17 protein-coding genes are annotated in these 16,198 nt (G+C 36.5%); 9 read left to right on the top strand and 8 right to left on the bottom strand.

From position 1 onward, the window contains the following. Nucleotides 1-73 precede the first annotated feature (73 nt). The 4 genes from WG989_RS16185 to WG989_RS16170 all read right to left on the bottom strand — a co-directional run bounded on the left by WG989_RS16185 (nt 74) and on the right by WG989_RS16170 (nt 5,958). The gene (locus WG989_RS16185; protein WP_340430988.1) at nt 74-763 is read right to left on the bottom strand and encodes a hydrolase; all 690 of its coding nucleotides are present in this window, start codon (nt 761-763) and stop codon (nt 74-76) included. 534 nt (nt 764-1,297) lie between these two features. Next, complete coding sequence (locus WG989_RS16180; protein WP_340430987.1) at nt 1,298-2,734, bottom strand: sigma-54-dependent transcriptional regulator; 1,437 nt, start codon at nt 2,732-2,734, stop codon at nt 1,298-1,300. Then, on the bottom strand, nt 2,712-5,018 hold the full coding sequence (locus tag WG989_RS16175; RefSeq protein WP_340430986.1) for a tetratricopeptide repeat-containing sensor histidine kinase: 2,307 nt from the start codon (nt 5,016-5,018) through the stop codon (nt 2,712-2,714). The genes WG989_RS16180 and WG989_RS16175 overlap by 23 nt, the downstream gene beginning before the upstream one ends. A gap of 28 nt (nt 5,019-5,046) precedes the next feature. After that, nucleotides 5,047-5,958: a helix-turn-helix domain-containing protein gene (locus WG989_RS16170; RefSeq protein ID WP_340430985.1), complete on the bottom strand. Its 912-nt coding sequence runs from the start codon at nt 5,956-5,958 to the stop codon at nt 5,047-5,049. Nucleotides 5,959-6,708: 750 nt separating this feature from the next. Between WG989_RS16170 and WG989_RS16165 the strand changes: the two genes are divergently transcribed. The 9 genes from WG989_RS16165 to WG989_RS16125 all read left to right on the top strand — a co-directional run bounded on the left by WG989_RS16165 (nt 6,709) and on the right by WG989_RS16125 (nt 13,487). Then, nucleotides 6,709-6,993 (top strand): GNAT family N-acetyltransferase, encoded by a 285-nt coding sequence (locus WG989_RS16165; RefSeq protein ID WP_340430984.1) that lies wholly within the window; start codon nt 6,709-6,711, stop codon nt 6,991-6,993. 8 nt (nt 6,994-7,001) lie between these two features. After that, entirely contained in the window at nt 7,002-7,226 is a 225-nt protein-coding gene (locus WG989_RS16160; RefSeq protein ID WP_340430982.1) for a (4Fe-4S)-binding protein, read from the top strand. Continuing rightward, entirely contained in the window at nt 7,213-7,812 is a 600-nt protein-coding gene (locus WG989_RS16155) for a TMEM175 family protein (protein WP_340430981.1), read from the top strand. Before WG989_RS16160 ends, WG989_RS16155 begins: the two co-directional genes overlap by 14 nt. Before the next feature lie 149 nt (nt 7,813-7,961). Then, entirely contained in the window at nt 7,962-8,945 is a 984-nt protein-coding gene (locus WG989_RS16150; protein ID WP_340430980.1) for an alpha/beta hydrolase, read from the top strand. Nucleotides 8,946-8,955: 10 nt separating this feature from the next. Further along, complete coding sequence (locus tag WG989_RS16145) at nt 8,956-9,924, top strand: zinc-binding dehydrogenase (protein WP_340430978.1); 969 nt, start codon at nt 8,956-8,958, stop codon at nt 9,922-9,924. A gap of 265 nt (nt 9,925-10,189) precedes the next feature. Beyond that, the gene (locus WG989_RS16140; RefSeq protein ID WP_340430977.1) at nt 10,190-11,092 is read left to right on the top strand and encodes an NAD(P)/FAD-dependent oxidoreductase; all 903 of its coding nucleotides are present in this window, start codon (nt 10,190-10,192) and stop codon (nt 11,090-11,092) included. A gap of 210 nt (nt 11,093-11,302) precedes the next feature. After that, entirely contained in the window at nt 11,303-11,761 is a 459-nt protein-coding gene (locus WG989_RS16135) for an SRPBCC family protein (protein WP_340430975.1), read from the top strand. Between the two features lie 27 nt (nt 11,762-11,788). Then, a complete protein-coding gene (locus WG989_RS16130; RefSeq protein ID WP_340430973.1) occupies nt 11,789-12,655 on the top strand; it encodes an alpha/beta fold hydrolase in 867 nt (288 codons plus the stop codon). Nucleotides 12,656-12,731: 76 nt separating this feature from the next. Continuing rightward, complete coding sequence (locus WG989_RS16125; RefSeq protein ID WP_340430971.1) at nt 12,732-13,487, top strand: SDR family NAD(P)-dependent oxidoreductase; 756 nt, start codon at nt 12,732-12,734, stop codon at nt 13,485-13,487. A gap of 178 nt (nt 13,488-13,665) precedes the next feature. Here the strand turns inward: WG989_RS16125 and WG989_RS16120 are convergent, their stop codons facing one another. Genes WG989_RS16120 through WG989_RS16105 form a run of 4 tightly spaced genes read right to left on the bottom strand, consistent with a single transcriptional unit; the run spans nt 13,666 to nt 16,162 of the window. Beyond that, nucleotides 13,666-14,859: a restriction endonuclease subunit S gene (locus WG989_RS16120; protein WP_340430970.1), complete on the bottom strand. Its 1,194-nt coding sequence runs from the start codon at nt 14,857-14,859 to the stop codon at nt 13,666-13,668. 17 nt (nt 14,860-14,876) lie between these two features. Next, nucleotides 14,877-15,314 (bottom strand): protein-export chaperone SecB, encoded by a 438-nt coding sequence (locus WG989_RS16115; RefSeq protein WP_340430968.1) that lies wholly within the window; start codon nt 15,312-15,314, stop codon nt 14,877-14,879. Next, a complete protein-coding gene (locus WG989_RS16110; protein ID WP_340430967.1) occupies nt 15,289-15,783 on the bottom strand; it encodes a hypothetical protein in 495 nt (164 codons plus the stop codon). The genes WG989_RS16115 and WG989_RS16110 overlap by 26 nt, the downstream gene beginning before the upstream one ends. Then, the gene (locus WG989_RS16105; RefSeq protein WP_340430966.1) at nt 15,746-16,162 is read right to left on the bottom strand and encodes a hypothetical protein; all 417 of its coding nucleotides are present in this window, start codon (nt 16,160-16,162) and stop codon (nt 15,746-15,748) included. The genes WG989_RS16110 and WG989_RS16105 overlap by 38 nt, the downstream gene beginning before the upstream one ends. Nucleotides 16,163-16,198: the final 36 nt, after the last annotated feature.

The raw sequence follows: 16,198 nt of genomic DNA, 5'->3' as shown, positions 1-16,198 counted from the left end.
GCGATTTTAAAAGGCAAGCATTGCTACCTGCCTTTTTATTACAGTAATTGAATTAATAAAGTCTTGGAGGCAATTAATGCTTCAGCATATCATGTGCATACAAAATCCCTAAACCATAAGATCCGCCATATTTTTTTACTAAATCAGTTACAGGTTTGTAAGTTTCCTGACGAGCCCAATCTCTTTGTAACTCTAATAGATACTGAATAGAAGTGATGGGTGTTGCACCAGCCTGCACCATACGGGTTACGGCCTGGTCGTGTGCTTCTTTAGATACATCGCCGCAGGCATCAGTAATTACATATACATCATAGCCTTCATTAATAGCAGATAAAGTTGGGCCAACGATACAAACACTGGTCCATAAACCGGCAATAACCAGACGTTTTTTGTTTTTACCCGTAATTGCTTTGTAGGCATTCAGGTCTTCCCAGGTGTTCATAGTTGTTCTGTCAATATAACCACTAGTTGCTTCAGGATAAAACTCTTGAATTTCAGGAAATACGGGACCACTGAAAGATTTTTCAGCAACAGTTGTAACTACAGTTGGCACTTTGAATATTTTAGATGCGCCGGCCACAATACCCACATTGTTTCTCAGCTCATCGGTGGTAATATTTTTAGTAGCAAATGCCATTTGGCCTTCATGGTCTATCAAAACCAGTGCATGGTTGGTTGAATTTAATAATTCAGGTGAAGGTTTTTGAGCAAACCCGTAGAATGATACTGCTGCAACAAATGCTGTAAAGATTACCTTTTTCATTTTTTATTTTTTTGTTTTATAAAATATTTATGTTGATTACCCTCTATTTTACAGAAGTAATTTGCTGATTTAATTTATTTAACGAAAGTAGAATAGTAAGAGATGGATAGTGTTGCTTGCATCAAAGCATTTACTGCTTCCATCAAAGATTCGTTATCAAATAAGACCACAGAACATAACCATAAAATGACACATGATTGTTACATGCGAATGAATTTTATGATGCAGCTGAGGTGAATGTTCAGCGGATTGCTTACTGCTATAACTTATGCATGTAAAAAATAAATTCATTTAGTTATGCCCTAGAAGCTGTTTGAATTTCATTAGTACAATTGTGCTATAAGCATAAAGCTGATATGAAAAAATAATTTGAACGGAGCGTCGCCTCTATCGCACCACAAAAAACAAATACTGGCAAACAAAAAAAGATTGTAGACAGCTTTTAGAAATAGAGGAAATGATCAATTTGAAAAAGGCAATTTAATGAGTGCAGAAAAATCGGGCAGCTTTTAGTAATTATATAGCTTTTCACGGCTATAAACTACTTTTATCAATGCCTAACTTTTTCATTTTTGAGGTTAAAGTAGTAGGGGGTAATTTCAACAAGGCCGCAGCACCATCAGCGCCATATATTTTATTGTTACTTTTTTTTAGTGCATTGATGATATGGGTTCTCTCTGCATCTTCAAGTGATTGTGAAGGTGATGATAAACTGTTTGTATTGTTAAGATGTTGAGGCAGTAAAAACTGCTCAATCGTTCTTCCGGATGCCATCAATGCACTTCTTTCCACCACATGCTGTAACTCACGGATATTGCCCGGCCAGTCATATTGCATTAATTGAAGTAGTGCGTCATTGGTTATTTTCATATCCTGGCCGGATTTTCTACAAAACTCTTCAATAAAGTAATTTACCAGTAAAGGAATATCATCCATCCTTTCCCGTAGTGGCGGAACAATTAAAGGGAATACATTCAACCGGTAATATAAATCTATCCTGAAGCGACCTTCAGCCACTTCTTTTTCCAAATTTCTGTTCGTTGCAGCCACAATACGAACATTCACACTAATACTTTTGTTACCTCCTACTCGTTCAATTTGTTTTTCCTGCAACACCCTTAATAATTTTGCCTGCATATCGATTGGCAGTTCACCAATTTCATCTAAAAAAATAGTTCCTTCATGCGCCATTTCAAATTTACCTTTTCGTTGTGCCACTGCTCCGGTAAACGCACCTTTCTCATGACCGAATAACTCTGACTCAACAAGATTTGGCGGTAAAACAGCACAGTTTACAATTACGAAGGGATTATATCTGCGGGGTGATAACTCATGTACTGCATATGCCAATTTTTCTTTACCGGTACCGGACTCACCCAAAATTAAAACTGAAGTATCCATGTGTGCCACCCTCGTTAACTGGTCAAATACCTGCAACAGAGCAGGGCTTTTACCAATAATATTTTCAAATGCCGGATGGTCTGTGGTCGCCTTTTGCTGATTGTTACTTCGGGCAGGCTCTGCATTCAGCAACTCCATTTTTTGCCGTTGCCTGTACTGCGCAATTTCAATGGCAATCAGTAAATCTTTCTTCCGATAAGGTTTTACCAAAAAGCCATAAGGCTCTGTAATTTTTGCTGCTTCAAGAATAACCTGGTTTGAATTGGCAGATAAGTAAATAAACCCAATTGCTGATGCGTTCAATTCTTTTGCAAGATCTATCCCTGACAGTTTCCCGTCAAGATGGATGTCCAATATTACTAAAGTTGGTTTCTCTAATAAGATAATTTCCCTTGCTTTTGGAACTGAACCGGCAATTTCACAAACATCAAACCCTGCCTCTTTCAGCATTAAGCGCAAACCATTAGCAAGTATAAATTCGTCTTCTACTATTAATATTTTTTCTTTCAAGTCTTGATTTTTTTGGAATATATAAATTAGTAGTTTTTTACAAGTCACTTGCTTCTTCAAACTCCATTATAATCACTGTTCCGTTTTCACTGCTCATCGAAAAATCAGCATTGATTTGTTTGCTTAACCCCTGCATCATATTTATGCCAAGTGTGTTTGAATAAAGCGGATTGTAATTATCGGGCAGACCTTTGCCATTATCTTTAATCAATAATGTTATTTTGTGTCCATGTTTCCTTTGTAATTGTATGGAAATTATTTTTCGCTTTCCATTTTGGAATGCATATTTAAGAGAATTCGTTATTGCTTCATTCAAAATAAGACCAACAGGTATAGACCGGGAAATATCTAATTCAATTGAATCAATCAGTAGATTAAATTCTATGTCTTTGGAAATAGTAAAACTATCTTTTAGATAATCGACCAATTCGTGAACGTAACTTTTCATGTTCACCAACTGCAAATTATCTGATTGATACAGCTTCTGATGGATGAGCGAAATTGCCTGGATCCTTTGCTGCCCTTCATTAATTGCTGCTAAAGCCTTTTCATCTGTAAGGTAATTCGCCTGTGTATAGAGCAGCGTGCAAACCATCTGAAGATTATTTTTAACCCGATGATGTACCTCTTTTATCAGCCACTCTTTCTCTGCAATAAGTTTATCTTTAAGTTGTAACAAATCTTCTTTTTCCCTAATCAGGCTGTTTAATATTTCATTCTTAGATTTAATTATTTCCTGTTGTGACAGAAGCTGCCTGTTTGACTTTTGTTTTATGAGATACCTGTTAATACTTAACCATAGCAAAAGAGCCAACATAATTGCACCAGCTATCAACATATTTCGTTCAAAGAGTCGTTCCCTCAACTTAATTTGTTGCTGCTTGTTTTTATCGATCAGATGAATAATATCTTTTTCCTTCTTTTCTGTTTCGTACTGAATTTGGAGGCTGGCAACCTGGTTGATTTTTTTCTCATTAAAGATTGAATCATTTAATGTTTTATATAACTGGTAATGATTTATAGCCGCCAAATAATTAGCACTGGCGGAATCAATTTTATATTGTTGCAAGTGAATTGCAGACCTATTCGCCATGGATTTTAATGTCTTCTGCTGGCTAGCCTTTGAAACATATTTATTGGCTTCTTTAAACCTCGACTGACTAATGTAAAAATCAGCCATTTTGATGTATGAGGCAAGCTTGAAGTAATCGTTGTACTCATTATTGTACATTTTTTCCTTCAACGCCAGCATATGCAGATAATGATTCTCCGCTTTTTCATATTTTTTTAGTGAAAAATAAATATCGCCCAAAGTACGTCCGTCAATGTAATACTCAATACTGCCAAATTTAGCAGGGCGTGTTGAAATAGTATTTTCGTAAAATCTAAGTGCTTCATTCGGCTTACCCGATATGGTGAGAAGACCCGCAATATTTGAGGCCGCTGATCTTAAAAATGCATAATTGTTTTCGGCAGCTGACACTTTCTGCAGTGAAATTTGGGCGAATTGAATTGCCTCATCATATTGATTAAGCCCTTTGTAAATTTCAGCAATTCTGAGATAGAACAACGCAATATCAACAGTGTCTTTTCTTTCCTCAGCCAATTTTAAAGTTAGAAAACCATATTTCAATGCTTCGCCATAATTCCCCATATGCCGATAAACAGTTCCAATCAAATCATAGGTGTAATGAAGATTTGTATAACCTGCGTCCTGATAAATTTTCAAAGCTTCGAATAATACATTTAACGAAAGTTCCAATTTATTCTCAGAGCGATAAATATCCGCTATGCACTTAAGAACATATGCTTCCTTAACCCTATTCCCGACTTTGTTATATAACATTCTGGCTGTAAAATAATACTGCTTAGAAGTATTTGTATTGTCATTACTGAGCCATAAGCCCCTTATATACCACGCATAGGCTTCCATTTCAATATTGTTATCCTTTTTGCTCAGCGCAATTGCTTTTTCAATTGCGTTAAAGGGCGGGATGGTATCTTGTAATGTAAAAGATAGGAAAGCAGCCTGATAGCATAAACTCCTTATTACTCCATTTTTGTAAAGTAATTTTTCACTTAATGTCAATGCCCTGTCGATATAGGGTTCACTGGCTTTATCTTTGGCATATAAATAGTATCTGGCTATTGACAAAAGTGACTTAACCAAATTGGTATCCTGTTTCTCCCTGTTAATCCGGCCAATTAACTTATTTACAATATCTTTTGTGGGGATAGGCTCTATAGGCTCTGCATTTGTTTCAGCGCACGGGAAGATTACCAGAAGAAATATGCCGGTAATGTGCAACATCGTTGATTTACAAATAGCTATCGCTCTGTTCATAGTTAGGTCTGTATAAAATTACATTATTCTAAGCCGCTGCAGCAAAATACTGTTTCCTGAATACCCCCGGTGAAATTCCGGCATGGCGCTTAAAAAAATTAGTAAAGTGCGCAGTTTCGTTGAAGGATAATTGCCAGGCAATTTCTTTCACTAACAATTCTTCATTCAGCAAAAGTCTTTTCGCACAGTTGAACAATTGCTCATCAATATATTCCCTTGCAGTTTTACCAGTTTCTTTTTTAACCAGTGCATTTAGATAATTAGGGTGAATAAAAAGTAACGAAGCATAAGCGTTTACCGTCTTACGGGCAACGCTTTTATCAGTGGCAATAACTGTGTCTAGCAATACTAACGATTTGAACTTTCTTACAATTTCTCCAGGTTGTCTTTTACTTGTAGTATTTTCTTCTATTGTATCTGAATAAGATTCATAAACTCGTTTTATTGTCAAAAAAAGTGCCTGAAGATAAACAGTTGCCATTTCTATGCTATTACTGTTTTGATGATTATACTCTTCATATACTTTCTTATACAGGTCTTCAACCGCTTCAGATTCTCTGTCACTTAACACCAGCGGTCTATTTTTAAGCAAGCTTATTTCAAAAAAAGGGAACCCGGTTATGATTGATAGTAATTGCCTGTTATTTAATAGAAAGATCTCTGTAAACTGAATACAAAAGCCGTTAACAATATTTCGCTGTTGTATCATTGCATCAATTTGTCCCGGAGACTTAAATATCAAATGACCATTGTTTTCCGTCTTGTTATTGTTCCCCTTTTCATCATAGGTGTAAAACAGAATTGCAAAATGCTGATCACCGGAGTGATGAAAAGGTGAAATTTGCTGAAAAGACTGTCTTTGAAATGAAATGATACGAAAAGAGGTATCAGAATATTTCATTTTTTTTGCTTCCGGCACATCACCTGCTTGAGCTCCCATATAATTTCTTTTTACAAGCGACGATAAGGCTATTTGTATGCCACAAACAAAAGGCATGATTATCAGATACATGCACCTCATATTTTTCACATGGCAGCGACATGAAGTTATTTTAAAAAAAGCAACAACGAAATAGCGTTGCAGGAAGTTTATATTTCTATGCCGATATGAGCAAGCAATAGGTGAATTTACCAGTAATTATGAATAGAAAAATATTCGGCGGGTGAATATAGAGTTTTGCAAATAGTACCAGCAATACTACAAAGCCGCCATCAATATCCCATAGATACGGAGCTTTAAGGCCAATGAAATAGTAATAAGAGGTCTCCATTTGCCATCTTGGGTAACACCTAATTTTTGCATAAAGACTGCTTCGTCTCGATTCACTTTGTATTTAATTTCTAAAACCAGTTACCAACTGATTACTACTTGCCGTTGGGTAACCACTCTATTTAAGAATCTTTGATTCACGCTGTAAATGCTTTGATGCAAGCAACATCGGCCCTACTTTACTATTCTATTTTTGCAACAGCACAAACCAAGTTTAGAGTGAACACAACACGAAAACAGTTTGAAAGTCAAAAAAATCTATTAAAAAGAATATTAGTTTCTCAACACAAGGGCAAAGAGCCGACATCGGCGCCATTAAATAGAAAAGATTATTTCGATTATTTCAGAAGATGTTATCCCCTGTTTGTTTTCTTTGAACGGAATGTAATTTTTCTGTTGAATTTTTAAAGAAAGATAATTATGGAAATACTATTAAAAGAAGAAAGCTCCAAAGGCTTTGCGATGGCAAGGAAAAATAATGAGCGTGCGGGGATGATGACTTATTCTATTGCACGAGCAGCATTGATTATCATAGACCACACAGAAGTTGAGCCGGCATATAACGGGAAAGGTGTGGGTAAACAGATGCTCTATAAAATCGTTGAAATGGCAAGGGAAAAAAATATAAAAATTATTCCCTTGTGTCCGTTTGCGGCATCTGTGTTCAAGAAGGAAGTAGATATTAAAGACGTCCTGAAAAATTAAACATCGCAATGGAAACGATCAAAAAATATCAAAAAGAAAATTTAACGGTAATATGGAAGCCACAAAAATGCATCCATTCAGGCGTATGTGTAAAAACGTTACCGAGGGTTTACGATCCAAAATCCACACCGTGGATTAAATCAGAAAATGCTTCAGTAGAAGCTTTAAAGAGTCAGATTGATGCTTGCCCATCCGGGGCATTAAGTTATACAGAAACAAATGATGACAACTAACAGATTAGAAGCTTTTAGTGATGCTGTACTTGCCATAATTATTACAATTATGGTGCTGGAACTTAAGGTGCCGGAAGGAAATGACCTACAGAGTTTAAGACCGCTGGCACCAACTTTTACAACATACATTTTAAGCTTCATATACCTTGGTATATACTGGAGCAATCACCACCATTTAATACAGGCTTCTACCTCAGTAAATGGAAAGATTTTGTGGTGCAATTTACACCTCTTGTTTTGGTTGTCGTTGTTGCCATTTGCAACAGGTTATATGGGAGAAAATCATTTTGAAAAACTACCAACAGCTCTGTATGGGTTCGTTCTTTTGATGTCAAGTATTGCGTGGCAAATATTAGTGTACGCTTTACAGAAAAATCGCTCTATAACTACTTCCGTATACGCAGGCTATACTGGCAAATTAAAAGTGTTTTCCTCAATTATACTTTATGCGTTAGCAACCGGATTAAGTTTTTTAAATCCAATAATAGCCGTTTGTATTTACATTTTGGTTTCTGTATGCTGGTTTATTCCGGATAGAAATCTGAAAAAAAACCATTCAGTAGTTGTTGAAATTAAAAATGAATAATGTGCTGTAAAGATGAAGACAAGAGACCTGTAAATGAATATAACCAAGTAATAACTTTTTTGTCAACCAATTATCAAAATAGTATGAAACAGATCAGCGTATCAGTAACAACAATTCTATTCGTTTTAATCAATTTAAATTCAACGATCATGGCACAAACAATCCCCGGAGAAAAAGATCCGAACATTTCAAAAGATACCCGTGCATTTTTAAAAGCACTAAACAGTGGAGATGGTCCGCCCTTGGAAAAATTATCGCCAAAAGATGCCCGCCAGGTTCTTATCAATGCACAAAATTCAGTGTCCTACGACTACAGTGATATTGAAGAATCAGAAAGAACCATTACCCAGGATGGTCATACAATAACCATTCATATCGTGAAACCAAAAGGAGCAAAAGACAACCTCCCGGTATTTATGTTTTTCCATGGTGGCGGTTGGGTACTCGGTGATTATCCAACGCATAAACGTTTAGTAAGGGATTTGGTAGTGAAAAGCGGTGCGGTTGCCGTCTTTCCAGATTACACCCCTACTCCCGATGCTCAATTTCCTGTGGCTGTTAACCAAGCTTATGCTGCTACTAAATGGGTAGCCGAAAATGGAAAGGTTATAGGAGTTGATGGCTCTCGATTGGCGGTTGCAGGTAACAGCGTGGGTGGTAATATGTCCACTGTAGTGGCCTTAATGGCAAAAGAAAAAAAAGGACCTAAGCTGGCTTTTCAACTCTTGTTATGGCCGCTTATTGATGCGAACATGAGCCGCCCATCTTATACAAAATTTGCGCAGGGCAGATTCCTCACTACGCCAACAATGAAATGGATGTGGGATATGTATATCCCTAATCCTGAGGACCGCAAACAAAAATACGTTTCCCCAATTAATGCTACGCTGGAAGAATTAACAGGATTGCCACCTGCATTAATTCAGGTTGCCGAAAATGACATCTTGTATGATGAAGGAATTGCGTATGGCCGCAAACTGGATGAAGCAGGTGTACCAACCACTGTTACGGTATATAAAGGAATGATTCACGACTATGGAATGTTGAATCCTTTGTCACATATTCCGGGTGTTCAGGAAGCGTTGAGTCAGGCTTCAGCTTTATTGCGGGAAGCTTTGTTCCGGAACCCTTAAATATATTTTTATGAAGGCTGCAGTATTATATGAATTCGGGTCGTTTGACAGTTTCAAAATTGAAGAAACAGGCACTCCAACTCCAAAATTTCAGGAAGTTCTTGTAAAGGTTCTTGCATCTTCCGTCAATCCTTTGGATTATCAGGTCCGTCGTGGTGATTATAAAAATGAATTAACTCTACCTGTTATTACAGGACATGATATCTCAGGTGTAATTGTAGAAACCGGCCCCGGAGTTAAAAATTTTAAAGTCGGTGATGAGGTTTACTATTCACCCGAAATTTTTAAAGGACAAGGAAGCTATGCACAATATCACTGTGCCAACGAATCTATCATCGGCCGAAAGCCTGAAAATATTACCCACTTAGAAGCTGCAACACTTCCATTAGCTGCAGGTACTGCGTGGGAAATGCTTGTTACAAGAGCACAACTTAAAATTAACCAGACAATATTGATTCACGGAGGTGCAGGTGGAGTGGGAATACCCACGATTCAAATTGCTAAAGCTATGGGAGCAACAGTATTTACAACAGCGAGAAAAGTGCATCACCCGTTTCTTCTTGAACTGGGGGCTGATTATGTCATTGACTACGAAAATGAAGACTACTTCCAGGCGATCAATCACTTAACCAGTAATAAAGGAGTAGATGTGATCATTGATACTATCGGTGGTAACACGCTTTCTGATAGCGGAAGAATACTTAGTCAGTTAGGACAAGTAGTAACGTTAGTTGATATTGAGAAGCCACAAAATCTTGTTGCAGCCTGGGGGAAAAATGCAACCTATCATTTTGTTTTTACCAGACAAAGTAGAAATAAACTGGATGAACTGACGAAACTCGTAGAAAGCAAAAAACTAAAACCTGTTGTTACCAAAATTTTTCCTTTATCAGATATTGGTAAAGCGCATAACCTTTTGGAAACAAAAGCCGGTGATGATAATTTCTATGGTAAAATAGCAATAGAAGTAGAACATTAAATGCTATGAACGAATTTTTAGAACCAAAAAATATTACTTCTTATGCAATTATGATGCAAGATTTTGGAGCCCCTATTGGATTCAGAATCGCAACGAAGCATCCGGAAATGATAACCGCAATAATCAATCACAATGGGAATGCTTTTTAAGAATTGGATTGGAAAAGAATGGGCAACGATTGTTAGCAGAAAAAATCATGAAGCAAGGCGGACTAGCCCTTACAGTATAGAATATGTGCTTAAAAGCATTTGGAAAATCTAATACAATGGCAAACGATTTTGATGTAATTATAATAGGCGGAAGCTACGCAGGACTTTCAGCAGGAATGGCTTTGGGTAGATCTTTAAGAAAAACCTTAATAATAGACAGCGGAAAACCTTGCAACATACAAACACCTCATTCGCATAACTTTTTAACACAAGACGGAAAAACACCGAAGGAAATTTCAACTATTGCCAAACAAGAAGTTGTACAATATAAAACAATCAAGTTCTTCAACGGACTTGCAATAAGTGGAAGAAAAACAGAAAATGGATTTGAAATAGAAACAGAAAATGGCAATATTTTTAAAGCTAAAAAATTAGTATTTGCAACAGGTGTGAAAGACATTATGCCAAATATTAATGGATTTTCTGAATGTTGGGGAATTTCTGTTATACACTGTCCTTATTGTCACGGTTATGAATATAGTCACAACAAAACAGGCATACTTGCAAATGGAGATCTAGCTTTTGAATTAGGTAAATTGATCAATAATTGGACAAACGATTTGACAATTTTTACAAACGGAAAATCAACATTGAAAGATGAACAAATTGAAAAACTTACAAAGCACAATATTAAAATAAACGAAACTGAAATTGACTACTTCAACCATTACAAAGGATATTTAGAAAGTATTGTTTTCAAAAATGGGAAAACTCAAAATCTGAAAGCTTTGTATTCCAGACCTTCTTTTGAACAACATTGCAATATTCCACAACAATTAAATTGTGAAATCACTGAACAGCACTATATTAAAATTGACCCTTTCCAAAAAACAACGATTCCCGGAATATATGCTTGTGGGGACAATACAAGCATGTTACGGGCTGTGTCTTATGCAGTAGCGATGGGAGGAATAGCAGGAGGAATGGTAAACACAGAATTGATTGAAGAAAATTTCTAAATAGTTATAAATTCTGCACATATCATCGGTTTGGCAATATGAAGGCTGAAGTGCTGCTATGAGCAATTTGTGCAAGGTTCAAAGTCTGGAATACTATGAACCCAAATACTAAGAAACCGCCACATCACCTATCCTAAAAACGAAGGAGCCATATAGTCCGATGGTCACACCTTTAGTATTAATAACTAATGAAAGAAAAAACGAGTTGTTATGGAAATAAAAACACAAATCACAATCAATGCCACACCTGATAAAGTTTGGGCAGTGTTAACCGACTTTGAAAACTATTCCAATTGGAATCCTTTTATTAAAAGCATCATAGGCGAACCGAAGGTTGGTAGTCAAATCACCGTAAGCATTGTACCGCCACAAGGCAAGAAAATGACATTCAAACCAACCGTATTAGCGTTTAAACACAACATCGAATTTCGTTGGATAGGAAGATTATTATTGAAGGGTGTATTTGACGGAGAACATAAGTTTGAACTCATTGATAACGGAAAGGGTAAAACTATCTTTCATCATAGCGAAACGTTTAAAGGAATACTGGTAGGCCTATTCAAAAAACAACTTGAAAACAATACGAAGAAAGGCTTTGAATTAATGAACGAAAGCTTGAAGAAGCGAGTAGAAAATACGATGAATCAAGAAAATTCAAATACAGAATAGCAAACAGTAATTGAAAAAGAAAGTAACATGCAACAAATCAAATACAAAACATTAGATGTAAATGGAGTAAGCATTGCATATCGTGAAGCTGGTAACACAAAACAACCAACAATAGTATTATTGCACGGTTATCCTTCTTCTTCCCACCAATACAGAAAAGTATTGAGTCAACTTTCAGATGAATTCCATTTAATAGCACCCGATTACCCTGGATTCGGAAACAGTGACTTTCCATCACCCGAAGCTTACGAATACACATTTGAGAGTATTGCGTTAACGATGAATACATTTTTAGAACTAAAAGGCATTCATTCTTATGCTATCATGATGCAGGATTATGGTGCCCCTGTTGGATTTAGAATAGCAACTGCAAATCCGGAAAGAGTAACTGCAATAATAACCCAAAACGGTAATGCTTATGAGGAAGGTATCGGTGAGGCTTGGCAAGGGATAAAGGATTTTTGGGCTGACAGAAATGAGCATACCGAAAAGGCTTTATTGCCTGCTTTTACATTGGAAGGTTTAAAATGGCAGTATACCCACGGAACCAGAGATCCTGAAAACGTAAATCCTGATACCTGGCATTTAGATTACCTGAGAATGAGCCGTCCGAACGCTCATAAGGTGAATTTGGACTTGTGGTACGACTACCAAAGCAATTTAAAACTATATCCGGAATGGCAACAATACCTTAGAGATAATCAGCCACCATTGCTGGTTGTTTGGGGGAAAAATGATGAATACTTTCCCGAAAGTGGCGCTGAAGCATTTAAAAAAGATGTAAAGAATGTTGACTATAACATTTACGATACAGGGCATTTTGCTTTGGAAGAAGAAGGGGATCAAATCATTGAAAAAATCAGAGCTTTTATGATAGATGTTGTACGTGAATAACATGAATCATATTTAACGGTTTTCATAAAAAAACAATTCAAAAACATTAATGTATTCGTAAAATAAAAATTAAGAAATGAATCAATTAAAAGAAAAAATAGCAGTAGTTACTGGTGGAAGCGCAGGAATCGGCTTTGCTGCTGCAAAAGAATTTATTGCCCAAGGCGCCAAAGTAGTAATTACAGGTCGCAGTCAGACAGCTATTGATGAAGCTGTAGTAAAATTGGGTAGTAACGCAATTGGTATTCGTGCCGATGTTGTAAATCTCAACGACACAGAAAATTTGGTAGCACAGGTAAAATCCCTGTACGGAAAGGTTGACGTATTGTTGGTGAATGCCGGTGTTTCATTTCAGGAACCCGTAGGACATCTTACCGAAGAGGTATTCGATCAGCTTTCAGATATAAATTTTAAAGGTGCGGTTTTTACAACCGAAAAATTTATACCCATTTTAAATGACGGAGCCTCTATCATTCATGTAACCTCCGTGAGTGCTTTTACCTACGCTGCTGGAACCAGCATTTACGCAGCAAGCAAAGCAGCGTTAACTGCCTATAGCAAATCGGCATCGGTTGAGTTGGCTGGTAGAAAAATAAGAGTAAATACAGTTGCTCCGGCGATGACAGAAACAGCTATGATTTACCGGGGTGAACTGGGGACTGAAGAAGTGCATAATTTTCTGAAAGAGAAATTTATGCCTTTTAATCGCTTTGCTAAACCTGAAGAAATTGCAAAGCTTATATCTTATCTGTCATCAGATGATGCTTCATTTATTTCGGGTGCCGAATTCACCATTGATAGCGGTGCTTCAGTAAATGCAGTACGTTTATAGTTTTTTGCATAACAGTGGAATAGTCGCTCCTGTTTTTATCTCTAACAGTAGTAGACAACCAGTTAGAAAAATCATATTGATGCTTCCTTTCAATCAATTCAATAACTGCGATCTAAACGTAAAATAAAAAGTCAGGAAAATGGAAAACGAGTAATTGCTGTTGAAAGAATAATCAAAACTACCCGAAATACTTCTGCAATAATGCCTGAAACAACTGCTCCAACTCCTGTTCATTTTCCTGCTGCTTTTTACGCAAGGTTTCTGCCTGCGCTACAATAGCGGCAAATTGTTGCTGAAGGGAAAGAGGTGGAACTATTATGTTTAAACTTTTTAATTGTGATGCTGATAGTTGTGGTTGCGCAGAACCAGATCCTAGTTTCCAAATTTGCTCGAACATTCTAGGCTCTTTTAATTGTCCAATCAAAAAATAGCTATTAATATTTCTAAACGATTTTAAAATCACTAATTGAGCATTTATAAATCCTTCATCATAAATCCCATCAAAAACACAACACTTGCCAAGGCCGTTTCCTCGTAGTGTAAAAATTATATCCCCCCTTTGGCACCTACCGCTTCTCAAGGAAGCATACTTTTCTTCCGTAATAAAATTTGGATTCTCGGGAACAAATCTGAAGTCATTTATATTCGCAGAATTAATAAAGAGAACTCCACTTCTTACCACTTCGTTTCCACTGGGGTAATTTGAAGACCTGTCACCATTCTCAAAATCGCAAACGTCATCTAATCTTTTCACTCCCCACCCCTTCTCATTCTTCACCGGATCACCAAAGAGCGAAAGAAAACTGCTTTGCAAAAATTGATCGGTAAGTGCATTGGCTTCTTTGCGTTGCTGACGGGCTTTGTCGGCTTGTTCTAATATTTGGCTTATGTCCTTCTGATCTTTAATATCATGAACTGCTATTACAAATTCCTCAAGCTTCGTTTTAGACAATTCTTTAAATGTTGAACCACTACCTAAATTATTCAACTCTTTTTCGCTTGTTAACAGTAGATAATAAAAATAAAGCGGATCAATTTCTTTTGCATTTTTGGGAATTAAAGCCTTGCATCCTTGGTTACAAGCCATTTCATCATTCAATATTGCAACATATCCAATAGGTGCTCGGCTTGAGATGATTATACTTTGAGCAGGAATTTTATGAGCAGAACAACTTTGCAATCCTTTCACAGAAATTTTCCGTTCTGTTTTGTTGATGTACGCAGTTCCTAATCGACTTAAATCTTTTGGAGTGATCCACTTAATTCCCAAATCATCAGAGCTCCAGTATTCCGCTTTGGAAGTTGAAGGTGTTGATCCGGATACAACATCAAACAATTCCGATACACGATACTTCTTTTTTTGTCTAAACATTTCGGGAAAAAAGTTGATTACTTCTTTGCTTGTTCATTACGTTGTTTAATTAAATCTACAACGTCAATACTTGGCAACCAATATTTACCCATTGGATAATGTGAAGTAACGGTTGAGATATATGTGCGTACAAAATTCAGAAGCATGGCCAAAGCCGAACGAACCAGAAGATTTTGCTTTTCTTCTTCACTTTCAACATTCTGAATTTTAAAAATACCAACAGCCTCGCATGAAATTGCATAACCAGCCATTTGTTCTTCATTTCGGTTAATTACTGTTTTCATTGCAACCTGGTGCAAACCATCTTCCAGCAAACGCATACCAAAATCTATCTCCACAGGATAGGCATCAAATACAGTCCTTATTTCGACGTCTTCTTTTGGATGAACAAATTCAAATTGATAATTTACAACAAAGAAATCAACCAACTCAAGCGGGGATGGCTTCACTTTCATAGTTAATATTTTGTGCTTTTGCTATATCAAAGTCAAATTTATCTTTATAAATATCCCGATCAACATGTATTGCTGGGTTACAAAAAGTCCAATAGCCTTTTTCTGAATGATATTTTTTAATTCGATCACGAAAGAATTCTTCATCCTCTATACGCACCTCTTCATTTACAGGAACAGCTTTTATTATAAATTTTAATTTTAAAGCATCCTGCATTTTAACAAGAGTTACAAAGTTGAGGGGCTTATTTCCCCGCCACAATTGAGTAAGATAGCTTGCCGAAGTTTTAATTTTCTGCGCTAGGCTTTTACGGTTTATACCCTGTGCCTCTTGGTATTGTTCAACTTCACTTAAAAATTTAAACATGAGAATTTGAGCATCATGTTCATATTTTTCTTTCTCCGATTTAAAAGAAAACAAATCCTTCCATGCATTAGCCATTGGTTGGTCGCTCTTTAATTTGGTATTCATAACCGGCAACTTTTTGAATTAATGTTTTTGTTTTCCCTTTTACTTTCTGATCTTTCTTCTTTCGCAATAATTCTGCAACAATTACGTAAAAGGTTCCTGATTCGTTCGACTGTTCTTTACAATAAAGACGGATGTTTTGTCCCCCTTTAAAAAGTTTCATCGCCGTAACTCCCTTTGTAGCACGATCTATTTCTTCTTTATCGTAAAGCTCTGTATTACGAATGTTTTCGAGGATAATTGTAACAATCTGCTGGAATTTTTTAAGCCGTGCAGGGTCTTCTTGTAAGAATTGGAGTATGGTTGATTCATTAGTGGCATCAATGCAAACATGACGTTTCTGGTTTTCAGATGATTGTAATATATAGGCTAGTCTTGGCACGAAATTAAGCTATAGGTTAATTAAATGTATACATTT

It is taken from the genome of Lacibacter sp. H407 (assembly GCF_037892605.1).
In the GTDB taxonomy this organism is placed as follows: Bacteria; Bacteroidota; Bacteroidia; order Chitinophagales; family Chitinophagaceae; genus Lacibacter.
This window is presented reverse-complemented; position numbering and strand designations above follow the sequence as displayed.